Origin of the sequence: Acinetobacter sp. YH16042 (assembly GCF_013417245.1) — a bacterium.
Classification (GTDB): Bacteria; Pseudomonadota; Gammaproteobacteria; order Pseudomonadales; family Moraxellaceae; genus Acinetobacter; species Acinetobacter amyesii.
Genome location: NZ_VPEJ01000006.1, coordinates 100,060 through 123,826, shown reverse-complemented (window position 1 = coordinate 123,826; position 23,767 = coordinate 100,060). Strand labels below are relative to the sequence as shown.

Here is a 23,767-nt window from a genome sequence, read left to right as displayed (position 1 = left end):
AAGCGCGTTAAAATCCGTTATAACAACAGCATAAAATTAAAATAAGACGATCAATGGAATGAAAAAAGTCATCTTTATGGCCTGTGCTGTCGCATTCACTGCGGCAGTACAAGCGAAAACTATGGATAATGCCAAACTCACGATTAATAAAAATAATATTAAAGTTTGGACCTACCAAAATGCTCAAAATCCTGTCTTTCAATACAAAGCTGAAACCAGTTTTGATGTGCCCATTGAAAAAGCGGTTTCCCTGATTTTAGATGTGGAAAATGCAGTGAATTGGGTCCCTTATATGGGCAGTGTCAAAGTCTTATCCCGTGATGACCAAAAAGGTGAATTCAGTTTATATATGGTGCTGGATTTTCCTTTTCCCTTAAAAGACCGTGATTTGGTGGTACAAGGCAAAATGCGTAAAGATGCACAAGGCATCATTAGCATCCAAAATAAAGCGGTGAAAAAAGGTTATCCGATCAATCCCAATTATGTACGCCTCACCGACTATGAGGGCGATTGGACCTTCCAGCGTTTAGGCAATCAAAAAGTCAAAGTGTCGACCTATGGCTATGCCAATCCGGAAGGTTCCATTCCGCTCAGTTTTGTGAATATGTTCGTGCAGCAGCAGCCTTATCAAATGCTACAAAAAATGAAAGTGCAGTTGGGTAAAAGCAAAACTATTGCGACCTTTCCCGAAATTTTAAAATAAGCACCAGTAATGATTCAGTTCAATATGAACGATCAATGACTTTGCATCTCAGGCAGGCGAAAAGCAGTCAACTGCTGCATGTGCTGTGCTTCTGGAAGTTCGATACTGAGTAAGGTCTGTTCTGGAAATGGATGTGGATGTAACTTGATTTGAAATTGCCGCGCGGTCATTTGTTCACAGGCAAAGCGAAGTTTGGCTTGCTGCGGCATGATATTCATGCCGTTTTCAGACTTGGCTTTATAGATATATAGCTGCTGATGTAACCCACCATTAGTAATCGGTTGGATCTGCTCAAGTTCATATTGCGTCAGTTTTTGGGCACTCAAAAAACCTTGAATTAAAGATTTACAGATAAAATTTTGCTGGCTTTGAGCTTGAGTGTGCTGTTCGGGTTGGCACGCCATAAGCGTGAGTGTACTGATGATGATTAGACCCGCTCGAAGCTGCGTGAAGTCATTCATTTAATTTTCCCCCTATCGTTATTTTTGAGATATCAACCTGATGCCATCAGCTTAAATCTGTTAACTTAATGGGTACAGATACAAGAATGATTAAAAAATGGGTACAGATGGCTTTTCAATATCAGCAGCTTGCGCAGCAGTTGGCACAGAAAATTTATAGTGGTGAATTGGCCGCAGGGCAGCGACTGTATGCGCTACGTCAATTTTCACAGCAGCATCAGATCAGTTTAAATACCGCGAAACGCTGCTATGAATTACTTGAAGCCAAAGGCCTGATTTATGTCAAAGAAAAGTCTGGTTATTTTGTGCAATCCTCACAGAAAGCCCAGCAAATTGCCGTGCCGAATCATCCTGATTTTGATTCCCGACCTCGTGAAATTTCGAATTTAGAATTGCAAATTCAGATCCATGAAGCATCTGCAAATAGTCGCCTGATTCATTTGGGTTCAATTCAGTTGTCCCCCAATTTTGTTCCTGTTGAAGCAATCAGACGTTCAATCCAAAGGGCATTAAAGCATTGTAAACCAGAAGATTTTTTATATAACAATCGGCAAGGTCATCCACAATTGCGTGAAGCGTTGTCGGCACATTGGGCTGAAGATGGTTTTTACATGCCTAAGGATGATATTTACATCAGCAATGGTTGTATGCCTGCTTTGTCAGTGATGTTGCAAAATCTGAGTGCGGAAGGGGAGAGTGTCATTGTTCCGACGCCGAACTATAACGGGCAATTGCAATTATTGGCTTTATTGAAGCGGAAAATTGTTGAAATTCCTGCCAATACGGAAGGTTTTGATTTAGAGCGTTTAGAGCAGGCAATGCGGGATTCAGGCGCGAAAGTATGCTTATTGACTGCAAATTTTCAAAATCCTTTGGGTTTTTGTTTAAGTAATGAAGATAAGGAACGAATTGCACAACTGGCTGAAAAATATCAATGTTATGTGATTGAAGATGATATTTATGCTGAGTGTAGTTTCAATGCAAAGCGACCATTGCCTATCAAATATTGGGATCGGGCGGGCTATGTGATCTATTGTGCGTCGATTTCAAAATCTTTATCGCCTTCTTATCGGGTGGGGTGGTTTTGTCTTCCACCACATTTGCAACATTTGCGTCCCAAATTACTTTTGCAAAATGATTCGGTGAATACGCCTTTGCAGTTAGGACTTGCAGATTTGATTTTTAGTCGTGCTTATCGCCAACATCTTGCTGAATTGCGTCCTAAATTAATGGTGCAAGTCGAGCAGTATCGTCAGTATATTTACGATGCTTTTCAAGGGGTTGATATCCGTCTAAATCGGCCTCAAGGCAGTTATGCACTGTGGTTGCAGATGCCTGAACAAATAGACAGTTTGGCGCTGTATTACCATGCGCAAAAACATGGCATCAATATTGTGCCAGGTTTAATTTTTGGTGAGGACAATCGTTATAACAACTGTATTCGTCTAAATGCCGGGCATGAGTTGTCTGTAGATATTCAGCAGGCCATTTTATTGCTTGCAGATTGGGTGCGTAAGGAATGCAGAAACTCAAATACCGTCTAATTTTGATGAGTGTATAAAGGACACAAGAAAGCCTGCATGCAGCAGGCTTTTTGGGCTTATATTTTTACCGTTAAAAATCAGCTTTCAGCACAATTCGATAACGAACATTTCCTGAATGCAAACGTTCAATCGCTTCATTCACCTGAGACATGGGATACATTTCAATTTGTGGTGCAATATTTTGACGTGCAGCGAATCGAAGTAATTCACGCAGTGCTGCAGGAGAGCCTGTTGATGATCCAGTGACCGATTTAGCACCGCTGATCAGCATACCTGCGGGGATTTGCATCGGCTCAAGTGCTAGGCCAAGCATGTGAACGCTTCCATTCGGTGCCAAAGTCGAAAGATAGGCTTGCCAATCCAATGTTACATTGACCGTGCTTAAAATCAAATTGAATTTCCCACGCTGCGCTTTAATCGCGGCAAGATCACGACTATTCACCACATGGTCAGCACCCATCGCTTTAAGTTCATCGGTTTTATCTAAGTTTGAGCTGAACGCAGTAATTTCACAGCCCCAAGCTTTGAGCAATTTAATCGCCATATGACCTAAACCACCAATGCCGATCACGGCAATATGGTGAATGGCCTGAATTTGGTGCTGTAATATGGGATCAAATACCGTAATCCCGCCGCAGAGTAGAGGACCAGCACTGGTTGGATCGAGATCATCTGGAAGGGGAATAACCCATTGCCAGCCCGCACGGACTTTGTTGGCAAAGCCACCCGCATGACCGACGATTGTCGCCGTCTTGGTTCCAGTACATTGCACTTGGCGACCATCGATACACGAGTCACAGTGTTGACAACTTTCTGCTGTCCAGCCAATGCCTACACGTTGTCCGACTTTGAGTCCTTTTGCTTCGCTGCCGAGTTGGGTAATGGTTCCAATCACTTCATGCCCTGGGACCACAGGATATACCGAAGATTTCCAATCATTTTGGATAATAGAAATATCTGAGTGACAAAGACCGCAATACTCGACTTTGACTTCAACCTGATGGGCTTGTAATTCACCTGCATCAAATTGGTAGGGAACAAGGGCTTCACCACTGTTCATTGCTGCATAGGCGTGGATCGTGTTGTTACTCATTATTCTATCCTTTCTGTTTTTGAGGTCATTCTTCGTGCGTGTATTTAAAGTCACAGTGATTTTCATGATCATTGACCATGCCGATGGCTTGCATCAGAGCATAGCAAGTCGTCGGGCCGACAAATTTAAAACCATGCTTTTTTAATGCTTTGGACATGGCCTGACTTTGAGCGGTTTGTGCAGGAGCTGTGCGATATTCAACTACATCATTATTGGCAATTTGTCCTTCGACAAAACTCCAAAGAAATTCCACAGGATGAATCCCTTGGGCTTTTAACTGTTGCCATGCTTTGGCATTATCACGAATGGCAGTGAGTTTGCCGATATGGCGAATCAAACCTGAATCTTGCAATTTTTCTTGTAATTGTAGGTCACTCAACGCTGCAATTTCGGCAATGGGATATTGAAAAAAATGCTGCTGATAACAGGCCCGCTTTTTCAGCACAGTAATCCAAGACAGCCCCGCTTGTTGTCCTTCAAGACACAGCATTTCAAAGAGATGCTGCTCATCAAAACTGGGTTTAGCCCACTCAGTGTCGTGGTAGGCAATATATAAAGGATCTTCGGAGCACCAAGCACAGCGTTGTATCGTCATGTTGAATGCTCCTTTTTGACTTAAATTTTAAAGACAGTCCATTGATCGTTTTTATTGTCCCAATACAACAGTTCCGCTTGATCGAGATCGGCAAATTGAATCCATACATCTTTACCTGATTTGTCTGCGTAGCCGGTGCTGATGAGTAATGCTTCTTCAGTAATCTCCATGATCCAGCCCTGATAAGACTGTCCATTGAGGCTGATTTTTTGTTGATTACCAGATTCTGCAAATTCCACCAGACGATTGATCAACGCTTCTGACATGTATGTTTCCTAAAATTAACGTAAATACGGATAGGGGTTAACGGCATTGCGACCTTTACCACCCAAGTAAATGCCATAATGCAAATGTGGTGCAGTATGTCGAGCATTGCCAGTATTACCTACATAGCCAATGACATCACCTTTTTTGACATAGTCGCCGACGTTTAAGCCACGTTTATGACCATCAAGATGCGCATAATAATGCCAAGAACCTGCGGGCCCCATAATCCATATCACTTTACCACCCAAATTGTTATTACGTAAGTCAGCAACTAAACCTTCTGTAGCACTGAGGACTTTTGTTCCACGTGGAACAATAATATCAATACCTTCGTGGCTTCGTCCTTGGCTACGCGCTGCCCCCCAAGTATCTTTGAGCGCACTCCGTTTGATTTGATGAACTGGAACAGCCAATTGATTGGATAAACGCATGTTTTGTAATTTTTTCACTTCATGAGCAGGCAATGTACTGCTAGATGGTTTGGGTGGAGTCGACGTACAGGCGCTGAGTAAAAGCAAAATAAAACCAATACCGCCGAACAACCCTTTGCGAAGCTGAAAAAATCCTTGAGTCACATTTGTCCCTATACAATTGATGAGCAGTTCAAAACTATGGCATAGAATGGCTTTCGAGTTCTAGCGTAGAAATGAGTTTTTTCATGGCGGTTGGAATACCGAGTGCAGTGGCTTGTATCGGGGTATACCACTGTGCGTTGCATTCAATGGCTAAATGCTCTTTTTGATCGGCGGCAACGCTAAACACTGTAGCCTCTAAAAGCCAAGTGAAGTGGGTAAAGCTATGTGATATTTGCACTTGAGTGGTGGTAGGTTTCAGACCAAGCTGCTGAGTGTGGGATTGAAACTCATGGGGTTGATCAAAAATAGGTAAACACCACAGACCGCCCCATAGACCGCTATTCGGACGTTGTATCCACAGCCATTCTCCTGCAGATTGAATCAGCATGACTTGAGCCTCTCTCACTGGAACAGGCTTTTTAGGCTTTTTATAAGGTAATTCAGTCTCGAAACCTTGTGCATGTGCTTTGCAGTGCTGTTGCATGGGACAATATAAACAGAGCGGTTTTTTCGGCGTGCAAACGGTTGCACCCAGATCCATAATCGCTTGGGTATAATCGTGGTTGCGTTCAGTGGGGCAGAGCTCTGTCGCCAGTTGCCACATGGCCCGTTCATTTACAGGTTTCGATAAATCATCTTCAATAGCAAAGAAACGAGACAATACACGCTTGACGTTGCCGTCCATAATCACGCCATATTGTCTTAAACCTAAAGACATCAGCGCACCCGCGGTAGACGGGCCGATGCCCGGTAGTTCCATCCACTGCTCAAGATTGATTGGAAAATGTCCCTGACGTGCAACAATTCCTGCGGCTTTGTGTAAGTTCCGAGCCCGTGCATAGTAGCCTAAGCCAGCCCAATAGGGCGCCACATCATCCCAAGAAGCATGGCCTAAATCTTCAACAGTCGGAAATCGTTGAATAAATCGATCAAAATATTGTAGGACAGTTTTGACTTGGGTTTGTTGCAGCATAATTTCTGAAACCCACACTTTGTAAGGGTCATCCTTCACTTGCCACGGTAAGTCATGACGACCATGGACATCAAACCAGTCGAGAAGGGCATCAGAAAAGTTAAACATGCAATACAGTCAAAATTGAAAAAACCTGCCTAGTATACATCTTTCAATAGGTATTCTTTTTGTTCAAAACGAAATCTGTATATCAGGGGAAATGCAAAAATAGCGGCTATCAAAAAAGGAGCCGAAGCTCCTTAGTGAGTGTAAATTTAAAGTTTAGCTTTTAAAGCCCCAGCGGGTATCAAGCGCCAATGTTTGGTTTTCATAACGTGGAATAATGTGAATATGCACATGTTCAGTGGCTTCGCCAAAAACTTGTCCATCATTAAACCCAATATGAAAGCCAGTGGGTTGATAGCGTAAATTTAATTCATTACGCGCTTGTTCAAGTAAGGACATTAAACTTTTACGTTCTTTATCAGTAATTTCAAAAAATGAACCAACATGACGTAGCGGGACAATGACAGCATGCCCTTTAGACAGTGTATGTGGTTCAGGAAGTACAACACCAAAATCATTTTTTGCAATCACGTCATATTCGTCAAAATTGCAATATGGACAATTGAGTTCTGTCATTGTGCTCTCCTCATTTTTATAAATTAAATATTGGTAGTGGTTCTTATGGCTTTAAGAACCAAGCTGGCGTGCTAACAAGGCATACATGGCCGCTAAGCTTTGCTGTTCTGCAGCAGCGTTATAAGCTAAATCTACGCCGTTGGCTTTGGCACGTTCATCCGCCATCGGGTTGCTAAAGCCGTGTTTTGCGCCTTCAAAAATATTGATTTGATACTGCACTTGGGCAGCATCCATTTCATTTCTAAAGGTCGCAACATCTTCTAAGCTCACCATCGAGTCGAGCTCACCATGTTGCACTAAAATCTCTGCTTGGACTTGTCCTGTTTGTGCAGGAGTCGCTGTAGCAAGTGTTGCATGGAAGGTCACCACTGCTTTTAATTCAGCACCTGAACGAGCTAAATCCAGCACGACTTTTCCGCCATAGCAAAAGCCTATAGCTGCGAGTTTATCTGCATTTACTTCCTTTTGCTGTGCCAAAGTGTTTAATGCAGCAGACGCACGGGTCACGATGGTGTCAGCATGATCAAAAGTCTGCATCATCCATTCATAAGCTTGTTTGGCATCAGTGGTGACTTTTTTGTCACCATACATATCCAAAGCGAAAGCAGCATAGCCTTGTTCTGCCAATTCGCGCGCACGTTGTTCGGTATATTCATTGCGTCCCCACCATTCCGGGGCAACTAACACACCTGCGATCGCAGTGTCTGACTCTGGTACGGCAAAATAGCCAAAAAGTTGAGTTCCATCCGCTGCTGTATATTGAATTTCGCGAGTCTTAATTTTAACGGTCATGGTCAAATCCTTATGTGCGGCTACGCAGTTGATGAAGATTTAAAATAAATGGAAATTGGTTTTTGTGAAATAAATATAAGATATCAATGTGAATTTTAAGTCAAATCAATCAAAAAAATTGTAAAAGAAAATAATGGAAAGAAGAAATATTGAGGAGCACCGAGATTTGTCGATGCTCCTAAAGAGAGTATTGTTATTTCGGGAGAACTTCAATGAGCTCTACATCAAAAATCAGCGTGCTATTTGGCTCAATGACGTCTGCTGAACCAATTTGACCATAGCCCAAATTGGCAGGAATGAAGAAGCGATATTTTGCACCTTCTTTCATCAACTGTAGACCTTCTGTCCAACCCTGAATGACTTGACTCACTTGGAACATCGCAGGTTGGTTGCGTGCAATTGAACTATCAAAAACAGTACCATCAATTAAGCGACCTTCATAGTGAACTTTCACTGTTGAATTTGCTTTGGGTGACTTACCTTTGCCAGCTTGAATGACTTGATACTGCAGGCCAGATTTCGTGACCTGAATGCCCGGTTTTTTGGCATTTTCAGCAAGGAAAGCGGCACCAATGGTGGCATTCGCATCCGCTTTTTGCTTCAGTTCAATCAGTTGTTTCGCTTCGGTTTGCTTTTTATATTGGGTTAAGGCACGGGTCATTTCTTCATCTGTTAATGACGAAGCTTGACCTTTAGAAGCTGCCTTTAAACCTGCAACAAATGCATCAATATCCAAATCCTTAATGGATTCAGCATTACTGCGTCCCATTAAATAACCAAAACTATAACCCACTTGTTCTGCAGCACTACTTTTATTACTGACATCTTTGGCAAATACAGTGCTTGAGCAGAGTGCCAAACACAACATACTGATCTGTAATTTCATGACCGAGTCTCAAAATAAAGCAGGAGAGCGAAAAGCTCTCCTGTACCGGTTTTATTATTTAACTTCAATGAGTTCTACATCAAAAATTAAAGTACTGTTCGGTGGAATCGTTCCCGGAACACCTTGAGCACCATAACCTAGGTTTGAGGGAATATATAAAGTAGCTTTGCCACCTTCCTTCATTAACTGCAGACCTTCAGTCCAACCCGGAATTACTTGGTTCAACGGAAATTCAATTGGCTCGCCGCGCTGTACTGAACTATCAAATACTGTGCCATCCACTAACTTACCTGTGTAGTGAACTTTAACAACTGATGTGGCTTGCGGTTGTTTACCTGTACCTTCTTTCGTTGTTAGGTACTGTAAACCAGAAGCAGTGGTTTTAACCCCAGCTTTGCTTTTATTTTCTGTTAAGAAATTATCGCTGCTACTTTGTGCTTGCTTATTGCTTTCGAGCTGCTTATTTTGCATTTCTTGTTGGAACTCAGCATATGCTTTTTGTAATTCTTCTTCAGTATATGCAGGTTTTGCACGAGCATGGCCTGCACGAACGCCAGTGACAAAGCTATCAATATCTAATTCTGGAGGCGTTTGATGGGCAACTTCATAACCAAGGGCATAACTTATTTTAGCGACAGCAGAAGCATTGGCAGCTGGTTGAGTTGATGTTGCTGATTGCGTAGCAGGTGTTTTAGTTGCATAGTAAACAGGAACAAGTGCGGCACCGCCGAGTAATACAGCGACAGCGATAGGTAGGGCCTTACTCATATATTTTCCCACAATTATTTTATATGTAAAAAGTTGCTGAAATTCTAGCAGACTTTTCCTGTTCAGCGCTTACCTATCTCTACGATTAGGTAAGGTGCAGGAAAGATCATCATAGTCATGTTCTTATTTTTATACTATAACGGTATGAATATATAAAACATTTTTTATACAGAAAGTGGCATGCAACATAAATTTTGCACATAAAAAAAGCCACCGTATTCGGTGGCTTTTTTGAATAGGCTTGAATTAGTCTTGGTCTTTTGAAGCTTTATAACCATAAGAATAGTTATAGCCATAACCATAACCATAACCAGCTGAGCTACGTTGAATGTCGTTTAGAATAATACCATTGACCTTCACACCCACTTGTTCAAAGCGGTTCACGGTTAACTCTAGTTCTTTCAACTGAGTTTTCGCATAACGAGCAATCACCAAATTCACACCAGCATATTGCGAAATAATGATACCGTCTGTCACAGCAAGTACAGGAGGCGTATCAATGATCACATGATCAAACATCGGTGAAATCAACTCTAAGAATTCTTTGAATTTACCAGAACTTAAAAGCTCAGATGGGTTAGAAGGGCTCTTACCGCGAGTAATCACACTTAAATTTGGAATTTCAGTGGTTTTAATGATGCTGTCTAGATCACGCTGACCATTTAAATACTCAGAAAGACCTGGTTGGTTGTCATGATTGAAGTATTTGTTTAAATAACCACGACGTAAATCGGCATCAACAATTAAAACGCGTTTATCACTTTGCGCAAGAATCGTAGCTAAATTGGTTGAAATAAACGATTTACCGACTTCTGGTGCAGGCCCCGAAATCATGATCAGGTTATTTTTTGCAGATGTCAGTGCAAAGTGAATGGCAGTACGCATACTGCGCAAGCTTTCAATTGCAATATCATCGCTATTTTTAACTGCAAGTACAGGAATGGTCTTTTTCTTCTTCAGTAACTTGATGCGACTTTCTTGAACAGGTGAGCGGGGCACAGTGGCATAAACAGGAAGATCCAGATTGTTTTCAATTTCTGATGAATCTTTGATCCCTGAGCGCAACATGTTACGAAACAACGCAAGTAATGTACCGAGGAAACCACCGAGGAAAATTGAAAGTATCAAGATTTGTAGTTTTTTCGGCGCAATCGGTTCAATCGGCTCTACAGCAGTATCCACAATACGGACATTACCAATTTCACCAGCTTTGGCAATACGAAGCTGTTGGTAAGAATTCAACAACGCTGTATAAAGTTGTTGTTTTACTTCAACTTCACGGTATAGCTGTAAATAACGACGCTGTAAGTCTGGTAATTTTTTTAAGGTAGTATTCAGTTCACCAATTTTGCTATTGATTGCACCCAATTGAGCATTCATTTGTTGCATCACGGGATGTTCACTGGTGTACTTCGCAGAAGCTTCGGCAACTTTTTGCTCTAATTCAGCTTTTTGAGTTTCAAGAGTGACGCTTTGAGTTAAATATAGCTCAGATTCTTTAGTCACATCGACGGTATTAAACTCTTGACGGAATTTGTTAAATTCGCGTTCCGCAACATCCAGTTGTTGTTTTAGTTCAGGTAGTTGCTCATCCAAAAACTTTAAGGTCTGCGCGCTTTCAGCTGAACGGCGTTCAATATTTTGCTGGCTATAGGCTGCTAAAATTGAATTGAGTACTTGGGTAATATGTTCTTTATCTTGACCCTGATAATTTAATCCGAGGACACCGGTCATTTTCCCTTTTTCAGCAACCGAAAAATTCTCTAAAATATTATCAAGTGCAGCAGGTAAAGATTGCTTTTGAATTAGGTAGTGATCTTTTAACTTGTCGCGGGTAAAAATCGAAATATCCCACGATCCATCAGTGGTACGTAATGAATTCGCTTGATTGAGCTTCGCAGTCAGAATTTTTTCTTCAGTTTCGGTATCTATCAGTGTAATGAGATTATCTTCGAAGCTTAAACTGAGGTCTTTATCACGATATACGTTAGGCACATTAAATTGACGGACTTCAAAACTTTTTTCATCGTCTTTAAAAGTTACTGATTTATTTTTATATTCTGTGACATATTCATGCGGGGAAAATAAGCGATCAGTGAAAGAATTTTCTGTACCGGAAATTTTTAGGTCGAGATGTAAACTCTGAATGACATTACCAAGAACTAAACGTGATTTAAGAATCTCAATTTCTGCTTGGGCAGGTTGTTTTTGATCAATCAAGCTTGATAGATCACCCAAGAGTGCTGCTGAAGTTCCTTTACTTTCCTCAACCTGTACCAGTGCATTTACTGCGTAGGTATCAGGCGTGGTTCTTAAATAAAGCAGGGCACAAACGAGACTTAAAATTACACATAAAGCAATTAACTTCCACTGTGCAATCAGAGAGAAAAATAATTCTTTTAAATCAATTGTATCTTCTGTATTGGTATTTTGGCTCATAATCGTACATCAAAAGTTAAATTTGTTTAGTCCAATCTGCAACGCAAGATTGGATCAGTTCTGAGGTCTGGTCAAAAAAAGCTTGATCGTGCTGATATGGGTCAGGCACATTTTTACCTTGCCAATGACCTAAACGAAAAGTCTTTCCCTTTGCAAATGGCCATGTCTGTTCAATATGCTTTTGTTGATTTGAACTCATGACCAAAATTAAATCTGATTTTTTGATCAGTTCAGCATTTAATTTTTGGGCAATATGTCCACTCATATCGATGCCAATTTTTTGCATACAGTATTGAGCTTTTTCATCTGCTGCATGTCCAATCATACCTGAGATTCCCGCTGAATAAATATTCAGATCGGGATGAGCTTTTTTTAGGAGATATTCTGCCATAGGGCTTCGGCAAATATTACCTACACAGACCACCAAAATATTTTTAAATAACATTATTGGCCCAATCTGTCCATGTTATAGATCATATTTGAGAAAGGAATCACTTGATTGATCACACGCTGCCAACGAGCTAAACCGGATGCATCAACATAGACAATATCATTGCTACGCATTTTGAACTGGTTTGCGAGACCAAAATCACCGATACTGGTCAAATCTAAATGGTAAATTTCAGTCATTGGGCTATTCATATCGCTACGCACAACGTATATTTTACCTCGACTCGCTGAAAGTGAGTTAATCCCTAGACTTTCCCCCAAGACGTCACTTAAACTCATTCCTTGATCACGCATTGGTAGGGATTGATTTTTACCAGATTCACCCATTACATAAATTTTCTGATTTTCGCGTGAATTGACATAAATTGTATCGTTAGGCTGTATGAGTAGATTATGTAGTGAATAGCCAGCCTTTTCTAACTGAATGCTATTTAAGTTGTAAGTTTGTCCTTGGCGTACCAAGGTAATAGACGTATTATCGCCAAATTGCGTATTCACACCGCCAGCAAGACCAAGTGCGGTATACACGCTAGTAGGTTGATCCGTTAAATTAAATTGACCGCCTTTCATTACATTACCTTGGACAGAGTAACGTTGTCCTTGGTAGGAAAGTACGCGAACAATCACATCTGGGGTTTTTAAGTAACGAGCAAGTTGGCTGCGTAATTCCTGATTGACTTGTGTCAGCGATTTTCCTGCAGCTTTATATCGGCCAATAATTGGAAATTGGATATAGCCACTTTGATCAATTTGGTAGCCATTAGAAATAATGGCATCTTGATTGTTAATTGTATTTGTTGGGGGGGTTATTTCGGGATATGCCCATAAATAAATAGATAAAATATCACCTGAGTTTAGACGATAACTTTTTTGTTGTTGATTGAACAGATGGGCAAAATTTTGCTGATTTACTTGGGCGGGTTGAACAGCAACTAAATTTTCTTGAGTTAGCTTAATAACATTGACTGTCGAGCCTAAATTAGTCTGAAATGTGCCTTCTTTAGGAAGGTCATAGGTTTGTAAGCCTGAAGTAATGGCACAACCCGTCATACTTAGACTCAAAGCTAACATACAGCTATAACGATAGTAACTCACTCGAATACAAATCCTATTTATAAAATATTTGAATCATTGAAATGCGGGTTTAAGTACCCAAATTACTCATTTTAGAATGTTAAGTTTATACTATTCACCTTGTAGAATATAGTTTTACATTTGTTTTAAATCGTAAGTTTAATCAACACTTGTATGGATGAATATCTTTTTAAAGATCTAGTTGTTATTTGAATTTTTTTAAATATGCAATGTTGGTTTTATAGGGTGAATTGTTTAATCCAATAAATTTTTTTGATTAAAATTACAGTCGTCATAGAACATCATTACACAATCGAAATTTGATTTTCTGATATAATTTAGCGCTATTTACAACATAACGATGATTGATGATTCATCGATGACATAGGCTTCAGTATGTTACAACTCTCCGAATTAAAAATTGCCATAATCGGATTAGGTTATGTCGGTTTACCGCTAGCTGTTGAGTTTGGAAAAAAAGTTCCCGTGGTGGGCTTTGATATTCATCAGAAGCGTATTGATGAATTACGTAGCGGACGTGATCATACCTTAGAAGTCTCTCCTGAAGAATTAGCACAGTCGGCTCAGTTAAGTTACAGCGCAAATTTAGAAGACTTAAATGACTGTAATTTTTTTATTGTTACTGTTCCAACGCCAATTGATGAATATAAACAGCCAGATCTAACACCGTTAGTGAAAGCCTCAGAAAGCATTGCAAAAGTGTTGAAAAAAGGCGATGTGGTTGTCTACGAGTCAACAGTTTATCCGGGTGCAACAGAAGAAGTTTGTATTCCTGTTTTAGAGAAAAATTCAGGCTTAAAATTCAATCAGGATTTTTATGCAGGCTATAGCCCTGAACGAATTAATCCGGGCGATAAATTGCACCGTGTGACCAATATTTTAAAAATCACTTCGGGTTCAACCCCAGAAGTTGCTGATTATGTTGATGAAGTCTATAACCTGATTATTGAAGCAGGCACTCATAAAGCAGCCAGTATTAAGGTTGCAGAAGCCGCTAAGGTGATTGAAAACACCCAACGGGATGTGAATATTGCTTTAATTAATGAATTGGCGTTGATTTTCAATAAAATGGGCATTGATACGGAAGCTGTATTACAAGCGGCTGGTACCAAATGGAATTTCCTTCCATTCCGTCCGGGTTTGGTTGGTGGTCACTGTATTGGTGTTGATCCGTACTATTTAACGCATAAGGCACAAGCGATTGGCTACAACCCTGAAATTATTTTAGCGGGCCGCCGTTTAAATGATGGTATGGGGGCTTATGTGGTGACTCAGCTGGTGAAAGCTATGCTGAAAAAACGCATTCAAGTAGAAGATGCCAAAGTTTTAATTTTAGGCTTAAGTTTTAAAGAAAATTGTCCTGATATTCGTAACACACGCATCATTGATATTGTGAATGAGCTGAAAGAATACCATATTGATGCCGATGTATATGATCCTTGGGTGGATGCAGCTGAGGCTGAACATGAGTACGGCATTAGCCCAGTACAGGCGCTTGAAAATGGCAAATATGATGCAGTAATTTTAGCGGTTGCGCATCACCAGTTTAAAGACATGGGTGTAGAGGCGATCCGTGCTTTGGGTAAAGCTGATCATGTGCTGTATGACTTGAAATACGTGTTATCTCAAGCTGAATCTGATCTTCGTTTGTAAGAGGGCCATACCAAAATGAATCAATATCAACAGGTATGTGAAAACCTTAAAACAGCGCCTAAAACATGGCTAGTGACAGGTGTTGCGGGCTTTATTGGCTCAAACCTTTTAGAAACCTTACTCAAGCTGAATCAAATCGTAGTGGGTTTAGATAACTTTGCTACAGGTCATCAGTATAATCTTGATGAAGTGCAAAGCTTAGTCACAGCTGAACAATGGGCGAAATTCAGTTTTATTGAAGGCGATATTCGCCAGTTTGCCGACTGCCAAAAAGCCTGTGTTGGCGTGGATTATGTCTTGCATGAAGCTGCTTTAGGTTCTGTACCGCGTTCGATTGCCGATCCGATCACCACCAATGACACCAATATCAGTGGTTTCTTAAATATGCTCACTGCTGCGCGTGATGCGGGGGTTGCCAGCTTCACATACGCAGCCAGCAGTTCGACTTATGGTGATCATCCTGCATTGCCAAAAGTTGAAGAAAACATTGGTAATCCATTGTCGCCGTATGCCGTGACCAAGTACGTCAATGAGCTATATGCAGATGTTTTTGCACGTAGCTACGGTTTTAAAGCGATTGGTTTACGCTATTTTAATGTCTTTGGTCAGCGTCAAGATCCAAATGGTGCTTATGCCGCCGTGATTCCGAAATGGACGGCATCGATGATCGCTGGTGAAGATGTCTTCATCAATGGTGATGGTGAAACCAGCCGTGATTTCTGTTTCATCGATAACACGGTTCAAGCCAATATTTTGGCGGCAACAGCATCTGATGACGCTAAAAACCAAGTGTATAACGTGGCTGTGGGTGACCGTACTACGCTGAATGAGTTATATCGCGCCATTCAAGTGGCACTTGCTGAAAATGCGGTGAACTTTGAGCGTGATCCTGTGTACCGTGAATTCCGTGCAGGAGATGTACGTCATTCACAAGCCAGCATTGCTAAAATTGAGCAAGGTTTGGGTTATGCACCGCAGTTTAAAATTGCCGAAGGCATTCAATTGGCCATGCGTTGGTATGTCAATAACTTAAAATGATTTTGAACCGATGATTGCGAAACTCTTCGCAAAGTATCAGTCTATTGGATTGATTACACTCAGTTTACTGGCAGGTGCGATAATGACATTTATCGCACTTCCTGTTTTAACACGCCTCTATTCTGTTGCTGATTTTGGCGCGTATGGCATTGCTTTGGCGATTGTCAGTGTACTTTCAACAGTAGCCAATTTGCGTTTAGATCAAGCGCTTTTGGTTGCCGAAGAGCAAGATAAAAAAAGTCTGATTTTTGAAGGGGCGGTGTTCTCAACAGGCATTGCAATTCTTAGTGGTATCGTCATCAGTGTTATTTTAAATGTTGAAATGGCAGGTGCGGTCGCTACAGGTGTGCTTGCCAATACCTTGCTTCAAAGCGTTTATAGCTATCAATTTGCTGCGCATAAAGAATATTTTTGTGCAGGCTTAAATATTTTTAGAAGTGCCATTGTCGTGGCGGTTCAGCTGTCATTACCATTTGTTATGCAAATCAGTCTGGTCAATAGCTACAATGTCAGCTCGATCCTGATGATTGTGGCGATGTTGCTCTATATATTGAAGTATCAGCTCTATCAAGTCAGTTGGCATGCATTTAAAAATTATCAAGATTTTATCTTTGCCAATACCCCACATGCCTTGCTGAATAGTTTTTCGCATAATTTGCCGTACTATGTGGTGTCGCATTTTGTTGGTGTGCAGGCGATGGGTTTTTATGCCATTGTTGAGCGTACTTTGCGTGTGCCGATCAATCTGATTTCGCAAACTTTGCGTCAGTTCTTTATTCGCAAATTTAAAACCACGGATTCCAATCAAAGTGCTTTAAAGGCGAGTTTACTACTCAGTCTGGTTTCACTACCTTTATTTGCTATTTTCTTTATCTTGCCTGAATCATTATATTTATGGATTTTTGGCAGTGAATGGGTCGGCATCTCAAGCTATTTTCAAATTTTAGCTTTGGGCTATTGGGCGATTTTCTGTAATCCACCGAGCTCAGCTTTTTTGATTGCCAAACGCAACAGCCAAGTGTTATTTAAACTGCAAATCGTGGAACTGATCATTAAGTTTGCATTATTTGCAGGCTTATATATTTTATTTGACGATAAAATTTATATGCTCTTGGCGGTGCCCGTGGCGCTGATCATCTATAACTTTGCCATTTTATATGTGGTGTGGAGAAACAAAAACTGATGTTTTTTAAATTCTTAAAACTGATGAATTGGTTCACTGCACAATGTCGTCAGCAATTTTATAATGTGACTTTTGGCACTAAGTTTCGCTATTTCGGCAAAGGCTGTACCGTGGATATTAGTGGACAAGTGAAGATCGGCAACAATGTCTATATTGGCGATCATGTCAGTCTCATCGTGGAAAATGGTGCAGTGCTTGAGATTGCCGACAACAGCTTTATTGGCGAAAACTGCTATATCAAATGCTTTGGTGGCAAGGTGGTGATTGGTAAAGATGTCAGCATTAATTCTAAGTCCTATATCAATGGCTGTGGTGGTGTGACCATTGGTGACAACACCCGAATTGGCACACAAAGTATCATCATTGCCAGTAATCATAAATTTGGTGAACCTGATCTGTTGGTGAAAGACGCGATTACCAAACAAGGGGTCAGTTTAGGCGAAAATATTTGGCTTGGTGCACGGGTGACGGTACTTGATGGTGTGAAAATTCCAAGCGATTCGGTGATTGGCGCGTGTAGCCTCGTGTCGAAACCTTTGGATGAATCAGGTGTCTATGTCGGTAGTCCTGTTAAAAAAATCAAATCGCTCTGATCTTATTTTTTCATCCTGCATCGTGACTGCAGTTTCCATATCGTAAAGTAGATTTTCAGCGTAAAATAGCTGACTTATTTTCCTCCTTTTAAGTTGCCTCGCCTCATTTAGGTATTGTGTATGTCATTTATGGTTTCTGCTTTTCTACAGCTGTTTGATTTGGCTTATTTTATGGCAAAAGGCAGTGTGGCTTATGCACGTAAAAAAGGTGTGACCGTCGGTGAAAATTGCCGAATTTATATTAAAAGCTGGGGCTCAGAACCATTTTTGGTCAGTATTGGTGATCATGTGACCGTGACCTCAGGGGTGAAATTTATTACCCATGATGGCAGTACTTGTTTAATCAAAGATGAGCAAGGTAAACGCTACCAACGCTTTGCACCAATTCAAGTCGGTTCGCATGTATTTATTGGGGTCAATACCATTGTAATGCCAGGCGTGAGCATTGGCTCAAATGTGGTGATTGGCGCAGGTTCAGTGGTGACCAAAGACATTCCTGATCATAGCGTGGCAATTGGCGTACCTGCAAAAGTGGTATCCAGTTTTGCAGATTATCAAGCCAAAATTCAAAGTACTTGTGCCAGTGACAGTGAGCTTGCAGGTATCACGGATTATCGTGAGCGGGTTGAGCGCGCTATGGCCATTCAAGCCTCAAAAACACCGCATTAATATTCTCCCATTTTAAAATTTAGGTCTGATTATGTTGAATAAAGTCATGTTCTTTTTGCCAAGCTTGGGCGGTGGCGGTGCAGAACGTACAGTCATTCAACTGGCGAACAGCTTTGCAGAACAAGGTCTGAATATTCATTTGGGCGTGTGTGATGTCACAGGTGATAAAGCCAAGTTGTTGCCTGAAGTCAGCCGGAAAATTCAATTGGTGAATTTTAATTGCGGTCGGGTGATGAATAGCATCACACCCTTAAAGATGAAGCTGAAAGCTGAGCAATATGACTGCTTGGTGGCAACGCAAACCCATACCAATATTGTGGCAGGTATTGCCAAAAAGCTGGCAGGCGTGCAAACCGCTTTAATCTTCCGTGAAGTATCGACGCCGTCTAAGAATTTGAAATTACAGGGTCTCGCTAAATTTGTTTTAAAAACTTTGGTGAATTGGACGTATCCCATGGCACAGCAAGTGGTTTGTGTCTCTAAAGGTGTAGAAGCCGATTTTCGTGAATATTATGTTTATAAGAAAAATAACCTGAGCACCATTTATAACCCTGTACTGGATGATGCCTATTTTGAAAAACTGAAAGTGCCCGTCACACACAAATTTTTCAATGAAAGCAATAAAGTGATTTTGGCAGTAGGGCGTCTGACTGAAGCGAAAAATTTTGGTTTTCTGATCAGTTCCTTTAACGCTTTACATGATCAGCATTCTGAAACTCGTCTGATCATTTTAGGTGAGGGTGAACTGCGTACTGAATTTGAAGCTTTAGTATCGGACTTAGGCTTAAACGATGTGGTGGATTTACCTGGCTTTAATTCAAACCCGTATGCCTATTTTAAATATGCTTCGCTATTTGTTTTAAGCTCGAATTGGGAAGGCTTGCCGGGTGTACTTATTCAAGCCTTAGCCTCTAAAGTGAAAGTGGTGAGTACCAACTGTCCAAGTGGACCAATGGAAATTCTAGAAAACTCTAAGTTTGGTTTATTGGTTGAATGTAATGATCAAGCAGGTTTAACCCATGCGATGCAGCAAGCGATATTTGCAGATTATGTGCGATATCAAGAAGCTGATTTTGAAGCGCATATTCAGAAATTCCACAAGGCAACGGTATTGAAGCAGTACTTAAACATGATGGAGTCTGCAACATGAGCAAACCGTTGATGGTACATGTGATCACCAACTTTGCAGGCGTGGGGGGTGCCGAAATGATGTTGGCACGCTTAATTCAGCAAACTGAGCATGACTATCAGCACGTGATCATTGCACTGATGAAAACTTCCAAGGTGTATCAAAGTACTTTAGAACGTTGTCAGTCGCATTATGCGCTCGGTTGGAATGGTTTAAATACGCTGAGTACGGTGAGTCAGCTGCGCGCATTACTCAAAAAGCTACAGCCCGCAACGGTGCAATGCTGGATGTACCATGCCAATGCATTGACCAGTCTCAGTGTTATTGGTTTAGCGAAAAAACCAAAGGTCGTATGGGGTATTCATCATTCTCTTGCTTCTCCTAAAGATGAATCAATCAGCACCAAGATTGCCTTGGGCATAAGCAAAATACTGTCACAGCAACCTAGTGCTATTATTTATTGTGCGCATTCGTCTATGCAGCAGCATCAGGCCTTCGGCTTTAAAAATGGCAATAGCCAAGTGATTGCCAATGGCGTGTTTCTTGATAAATTTCAGCCTAATCCCCAATTGCATGAACCAACCGTGATTGGTTTTGCAGGGCGTTATCACACGGCCAAAGGCTACCCCTATTTGTTTGAAACGATGGGCTTACTCAAGGATCAACACATCATCTTTAAAATTGCAGGTAGCGGCGCGAGTTTAGAGAATCCTGAAGTAAAGGCTTTATTCGATCAATATCAATTGGATAGTCAAAAAGTCCATTTATTGGATCAAATCTCAGATATGCCTGCTTTTTATCAATCGATTGATGCATTCCTCATGACTTCAATTACCGAAGGTTTTCCGAATGTGTTGGTCGAAGCCATGGCATCAGGTTTGCCTTGTATCAGCACCGATGTAGGTGATGCGCAATATATTGTGCAAGAGCTTGGCGAAATTGTACCGCCGCGTAATTCGGCTGCATTGACGCAAGCAATTTTAAATTATGTGCAGCAAAGCAATGATGAAAAATTGCAGTTGAAACAAGCCGTGCGTGAGCGCGTAGAAGCACATTTCAGTATTGAGAAAGTGAGTCAGCAATATATGCAAGTTTGGGAGCAAAGCCGTTGAAATTTCTGATGATCAGCAGTTTTTTGCCTTCTGTTTTAAATTTCCGCGGGAAACTGTTGGAAGCTATTCATGCACAAGGCCACGAAATTCATATTATGGCGCCTGAATTCGCATCATTCCCTGAAGAACAGCAAAAACTGCAAGCCCTTGGCTATCATCTGCATGAAATTCCCATGCAGCGCACAGGCACCAATCCGCTGTCGGATTTAAAACTGTTAAAACATCTCTATCAGAAGATCCGTCAAATTCAGCCTGAGTATGTGCTGTCTTATACTATTAAACCTGTGATTTATGGCACGCTGGCTGGATGGCTTGCGAAAGTACCGCATCGTTTTGCTTTAATTACAGGTCTGGGCTATGCCTTTCAAAATGTGGAATCTGGCAAGCGTAGTCTGTTTCAAAAGCTGGTGCATGGCTTATATGCACAAGCGCTCAAACGTAGCGATAAAGTCTTTTTTCAAAACCCAGATGATTTAAAGCTGTTCCAAGAGATGCACTTACTGGATGTTAGTAAACCGACTGTAGTGGTGAATGGCTCAGGGGTGAATGTGCAAGACTTTGATGTTATGCCTTTACCCAAAAATGAACAAGGGCAGGTCAAAGTCTCATTCTTACTCATTGCACGCCTTTTAGGTGATAAAGGCGTACGTGAATATGCTGAATCGGCGCGCATCATCAAAGCACAATATCCTGAATCGGAATTTCATTTGGTCGGTTGGATTGATGATAATCCATCTGCTATCTCGCAATCTGAACTCGATACATGGATTGCCGATGATCGCCTCAAATATTGGGGCAAACTCAGTGATGTCCGTCCTGCAATTGCGGAAAGCTCGGTCTACGTGTTGCCCTCCTACCGTGAAGGCACGCCACGTACGGTATTAGAGGCGATGGCTATGGGACGGGCGATTATTACCACCGATGCACCAGGTTGTCGTGAAACGGTATCGCACGGTGTGAATGGTTATTTGGTTGGAGTGAAGTCTGTAGATGATTTGGTGCAATGCATGCAATACTTTATTGAAGATCCAAAACTGATTGAGTATATGGGACAGCGTTCGCGGGAAATTGCGCTGAATAAATATGATGTGCATCAAGTGAATAAGCACATGATGGCTGAAATGGATATCCATTAAAGGCGATTCATCCAATTTTAGAGACGATCCAAATGACCTTCAAATATATAAAAAGTGATTTATACCGCTATACCGGTAATCTTGGTTTTAAATCATTTTTGAAAACTTATTTTTTCAATCGCGGTTTTAATTTTTCATTTTGGCTGCGTTTGGCCAGTGCAAAATCATTTTGGGCAAAGTTGGCTTATCCCATTTATTATTATAAAAAAAAGCAGTATGGCATAGATATTCATACCACAACTCAAATTGGCTATGGCTTGTTTATTGGGCATGGCGGCCCTCTAGTCGTTAACCCTACTGCTGTGCTTGGTAACAATGTTAACTTATCGCAATTTACAACGATTGGTGCCAATGGTGGGCGTAAAGCTGCAGAAATTGGTGACAATGTTTATATTGGGCCAAATGTTTGCATCATTGAGCATGTCAAAATAGGTAGCAACTCTACTATTGGCGCAGGCAGCGTTGTGACTAAAGATATTCCTGAAAATGCAACTGCAGTAGGAAACTACGCGAAGGTCATCAGCATGAATAACCCAGGTCATGCAGTCAATCGTCGTTGGACAGATTTTTAAAAGCGTATAAGTACAGGAATAATATGAGGCTTTATTTTATGCCTCTTGAAATTTCTCATGGTGCTCGATTGCTTGATATTGAACGCGTTATAATATGCAGAATACGATTCTTTCTATTTCAATGAAATCTAATGAGTGAACAATGTTAAAGCGTGTATTAGATATAGCAATGGCCTCAACTGCATTAGTTCTTTTATCTCCTGTCTATGCATTGGTTGCTTATAAAGTCCGTAAAAATTTAGGATCACCAGTTTTATTTCGTCAAGTACGTCCGGGTCTGCATGGCAAGCCGTTTGAAATGGTGAAGTTTCGCACCATGAAAGATGCTATTGATTTAGAAGGCAATCCATTACCTGACAGTGAGCGTTTGACGCCATTCGGGAAAATGCTCCGTGCAACCAGTTTGGATGAAATGCCAGAACTGTGGAATGTGATTAAGGGTGATATGAGTATTGTCGGGCCACGTCCATTATTGATGGAATATTTGCCCCTTTATAATACGCAACAAGCGAAACGTCATCACGTGCGTCCGGGCATCACAGGGCATGCTCAAGTGAATGGTCGTAATGCCATTTCATGGGAAAAAAAGTTTGAGCTAGACACATGGTATGTGGAAAATCAGTCTTTATGGCTGGATTTTAAAATCATGCTAAAAACCGTGAAAAAAGTGATTGCCAAGGATGATATTAGTGCTGAAGGCGAGGCAACCATGACAAAATTTACCGGCACACCGGAACAAAAATAATGACAACACTCTCTGCGATTTATGGGGCTTCAGGTTGTGGGCGTAGCCTGATGCCTGTCGCGCGTCAGCAATTGGCACGTCAAGGTGATGCGTCTGAAATTATCTTTATCGATGATGCTTTAACAGACATTGCTTCAGTCAATGGTCATCGTGCCATGAATTACCAAGCGTTTCTAAATGAATTTGCATCGACAAAATACGTGCAAATTGCGATTGCCAATAGTCGTGTGCGTGAAAAAATCGCTCAGCGTTTAGAAGCAAATGGCATTCAGCTTTGGTCGATCACTGCGGACAATGTGGTTTTAATGGATCAGATAGAACTCGCTGAAGGCTCTGCTTTGAGTCCCTTTGTCAGCATTGGCTCAAATGTCAAAATCGGCAAGTGTTTTCATGCCAATTTATACAGTTATGTCGAGCATGATTGTGTGATTGGGGATTTCGTTACTTTCGCACCAGGCGTAAAATGTAACGGCAATATTCATATACATGCACATGCCTATATTGGTGCGGGTGCGATGATTAAGCAGGGCACACCTGATCAGCCTTTAGTGATTGGTGCAGGTGCGATTGTGGGTATGGGTGCTGTCGTGACCAAAAGTGTACCCGCAGGCGTCACCGTGGTGGGTAATCCCGCCCGAATTCTGACTTCAAAATAGATTTTTAGACTGGGAAAAC

26 protein-coding genes are annotated in these 23,767 nt (G+C 41.2%); 13 read left to right on the top strand and 13 right to left on the bottom strand.

The genetic code is table 11. The features are described from left to right. Positions 1-58: 58 nt before the first annotated feature. Positions 59-703, top strand: a complete 645-nt coding sequence (locus FTV37_RS06715; RefSeq protein WP_168379435.1) for an START domain-containing protein — start codon at positions 59-61, stop codon at positions 701-703. 32 nt (positions 704-735) lie between these two features. Here FTV37_RS06715 and FTV37_RS06710 read toward each other — a convergent pair whose 3' ends face one another. Then, entirely contained in the window at positions 736-1,164 is a 429-nt protein-coding gene (locus tag FTV37_RS06710) for a hypothetical protein (protein WP_257224233.1), read from the bottom strand. Between the two features lie 107 nt (positions 1,165-1,271). On the opposite strand from FTV37_RS06710, the gene FTV37_RS06705 reads away from it, so the two are divergent. Beyond that, positions 1,272-2,708: a PLP-dependent aminotransferase family protein gene (locus FTV37_RS06705; protein WP_180063341.1), complete on the top strand. Its 1,437-nt coding sequence runs from the start codon at positions 1,272-1,274 to the stop codon at positions 2,706-2,708. 70 nt (positions 2,709-2,778) lie between these two features. Here FTV37_RS06705 and FTV37_RS06700 read toward each other — a convergent pair whose 3' ends face one another. The 12 genes from FTV37_RS06700 to FTV37_RS06645 form a co-directional block, all read right to left on the bottom strand. Beyond that, positions 2,779-3,801: an NAD(P)-dependent alcohol dehydrogenase gene (locus FTV37_RS06700; RefSeq protein WP_180063340.1), complete on the bottom strand. Its 1,023-nt coding sequence runs from the start codon at positions 3,799-3,801 to the stop codon at positions 2,779-2,781. Between the two features lie 25 nt (positions 3,802-3,826). Continuing rightward, on the bottom strand, positions 3,827-4,396 hold the full coding sequence (locus FTV37_RS06695; protein ID WP_168379438.1) for a DNA-3-methyladenine glycosylase I: 570 nt from the start codon (positions 4,394-4,396) through the stop codon (positions 3,827-3,829). A 20-nt stretch (positions 4,397-4,416) separates the two neighbouring features. Next, positions 4,417-4,662, bottom strand: a complete 246-nt coding sequence (locus FTV37_RS06690; RefSeq protein WP_078191630.1) for a hypothetical protein — start codon at positions 4,660-4,662, stop codon at positions 4,417-4,419. A 15-nt stretch (positions 4,663-4,677) separates the two neighbouring features. Next, on the bottom strand, positions 4,678-5,205 hold the full coding sequence (locus FTV37_RS06685) for a M23 family metallopeptidase (protein WP_180063361.1): 528 nt from the start codon (positions 5,203-5,205) through the stop codon (positions 4,678-4,680). A gap of 67 nt (positions 5,206-5,272) precedes the next feature. Further along, complete coding sequence (gene mutY / locus FTV37_RS06680; protein WP_180063339.1) at positions 5,273-6,319, bottom strand: A/G-specific adenine glycosylase; 1,047 nt, start codon at positions 6,317-6,319, stop codon at positions 5,273-5,275. 153 nt (positions 6,320-6,472) lie between these two features. Beyond that, a complete protein-coding gene (locus FTV37_RS06675) occupies positions 6,473-6,832 on the bottom strand; it encodes an HIT family protein (RefSeq protein WP_078191628.1) in 360 nt (119 codons plus the stop codon). Positions 6,833-6,883: 51 nt separating this feature from the next. Beyond that, positions 6,884-7,624 carry a dienelactone hydrolase family protein gene (locus tag FTV37_RS06670; RefSeq protein ID WP_180063338.1) on the bottom strand — a complete coding sequence of 247 codons (741 nt, stop codon included), beginning with the start codon at positions 7,622-7,624 and terminating at the stop codon, positions 6,884-6,886. 193 nt (positions 7,625-7,817) lie between these two features. Beyond that, positions 7,818-8,510 carry an FKBP-type peptidyl-prolyl cis-trans isomerase gene (locus FTV37_RS06665; protein WP_180063337.1) on the bottom strand — a complete coding sequence of 231 codons (693 nt, stop codon included), beginning with the start codon at positions 8,508-8,510 and terminating at the stop codon, positions 7,818-7,820. Between the two features lie 54 nt (positions 8,511-8,564). Beyond that, positions 8,565-9,278 carry an FKBP-type peptidyl-prolyl cis-trans isomerase gene (locus FTV37_RS06660; protein ID WP_078191625.1) on the bottom strand — a complete coding sequence of 238 codons (714 nt, stop codon included), beginning with the start codon at positions 9,276-9,278 and terminating at the stop codon, positions 8,565-8,567. 246 nt (positions 9,279-9,524) lie between these two features. Further along, on the bottom strand, positions 9,525-11,717 hold the full coding sequence (locus tag FTV37_RS06655) for a polysaccharide biosynthesis tyrosine autokinase (RefSeq protein WP_180063336.1): 2,193 nt from the start codon (positions 11,715-11,717) through the stop codon (positions 9,525-9,527). Positions 11,718-11,733: 16 nt separating this feature from the next. After that, complete coding sequence (locus tag FTV37_RS06650) at positions 11,734-12,162, bottom strand: low molecular weight protein-tyrosine-phosphatase (RefSeq protein WP_180008026.1); 429 nt, start codon at positions 12,160-12,162, stop codon at positions 11,734-11,736. Continuing rightward, positions 12,162-13,238 (bottom strand): polysaccharide biosynthesis/export family protein, encoded by a 1,077-nt coding sequence (locus FTV37_RS06645; protein ID WP_218947567.1) that lies wholly within the window; start codon positions 13,236-13,238, stop codon positions 12,162-12,164. The genes FTV37_RS06650 and FTV37_RS06645 overlap by 1 nt, the downstream gene beginning before the upstream one ends. 399 nt (positions 13,239-13,637) lie before the next feature. Between FTV37_RS06645 and tviB the strand changes: the two genes are divergently transcribed. The 11 genes from tviB to FTV37_RS06590 all read left to right on the top strand — a co-directional run bounded on the left by tviB (position 13,638) and on the right by FTV37_RS06590 (position 23,748). Further along, positions 13,638-14,915 carry a Vi polysaccharide biosynthesis UDP-N-acetylglucosamine C-6 dehydrogenase TviB gene (gene tviB / locus FTV37_RS06640; RefSeq protein WP_180063335.1) on the top strand — a complete coding sequence of 426 codons (1,278 nt, stop codon included), beginning with the start codon at positions 13,638-13,640 and terminating at the stop codon, positions 14,913-14,915. 15 nt (positions 14,916-14,930) lie between these two features. Continuing rightward, positions 14,931-15,953 (top strand): NAD-dependent epimerase/dehydratase family protein, encoded by a 1,023-nt coding sequence (locus tag FTV37_RS06635; protein WP_180063334.1) that lies wholly within the window; start codon positions 14,931-14,933, stop codon positions 15,951-15,953. A 10-nt stretch (positions 15,954-15,963) separates the two neighbouring features. Next, the gene (locus FTV37_RS06630) at positions 15,964-17,136 is read left to right on the top strand and encodes an oligosaccharide flippase family protein (protein WP_180063333.1); all 1,173 of its coding nucleotides are present in this window, start codon (positions 15,964-15,966) and stop codon (positions 17,134-17,136) included. Beyond that, positions 17,136-17,729 carry an acyltransferase gene (locus FTV37_RS06625; RefSeq protein WP_180063332.1) on the top strand — a complete coding sequence of 198 codons (594 nt, stop codon included), beginning with the start codon at positions 17,136-17,138 and terminating at the stop codon, positions 17,727-17,729. Before FTV37_RS06630 ends, FTV37_RS06625 begins: the two co-directional genes overlap by 1 nt. A gap of 120 nt (positions 17,730-17,849) precedes the next feature. Continuing rightward, a complete protein-coding gene (locus FTV37_RS06620; RefSeq protein ID WP_180063331.1) occupies positions 17,850-18,398 on the top strand; it encodes an acyltransferase in 549 nt (182 codons plus the stop codon). Between the two features lie 31 nt (positions 18,399-18,429). Next, positions 18,430-19,548 carry a glycosyltransferase gene (locus FTV37_RS06615; RefSeq protein ID WP_180063330.1) on the top strand — a complete coding sequence of 373 codons (1,119 nt, stop codon included), beginning with the start codon at positions 18,430-18,432 and terminating at the stop codon, positions 19,546-19,548. Further along, positions 19,545-20,639, top strand: coding sequence for a glycosyltransferase (locus FTV37_RS06610; protein ID WP_180049539.1), 1,095 nt, complete (start codon positions 19,545-19,547; stop codon positions 20,637-20,639). Before FTV37_RS06615 ends, FTV37_RS06610 begins: the two co-directional genes overlap by 4 nt. Further along, positions 20,636-21,775, top strand: coding sequence for a glycosyltransferase family 4 protein (locus tag FTV37_RS06605; RefSeq protein ID WP_180049537.1), 1,140 nt, complete (start codon positions 20,636-20,638; stop codon positions 21,773-21,775). Before FTV37_RS06610 ends, FTV37_RS06605 begins: the two co-directional genes overlap by 4 nt. Positions 21,776-21,807: 32 nt before the next feature. Then, positions 21,808-22,347 carry a serine O-acetyltransferase gene (locus tag FTV37_RS06600; RefSeq protein ID WP_180049535.1) on the top strand — a complete coding sequence of 180 codons (540 nt, stop codon included), beginning with the start codon at positions 21,808-21,810 and terminating at the stop codon, positions 22,345-22,347. 142 nt (positions 22,348-22,489) lie between these two features. Next, positions 22,490-23,092: a sugar transferase gene (locus tag FTV37_RS06595; protein ID WP_180049533.1), complete on the top strand. Its 603-nt coding sequence runs from the start codon at positions 22,490-22,492 to the stop codon at positions 23,090-23,092. Further along, entirely contained in the window at positions 23,092-23,748 is a 657-nt protein-coding gene (locus tag FTV37_RS06590) for a NeuD/PglB/VioB family sugar acetyltransferase (RefSeq protein ID WP_218947564.1), read from the top strand. The genes FTV37_RS06595 and FTV37_RS06590 overlap by 1 nt, the downstream gene beginning before the upstream one ends. The last annotated feature ends 19 nt before the right edge of the window (positions 23,749-23,767 follow it).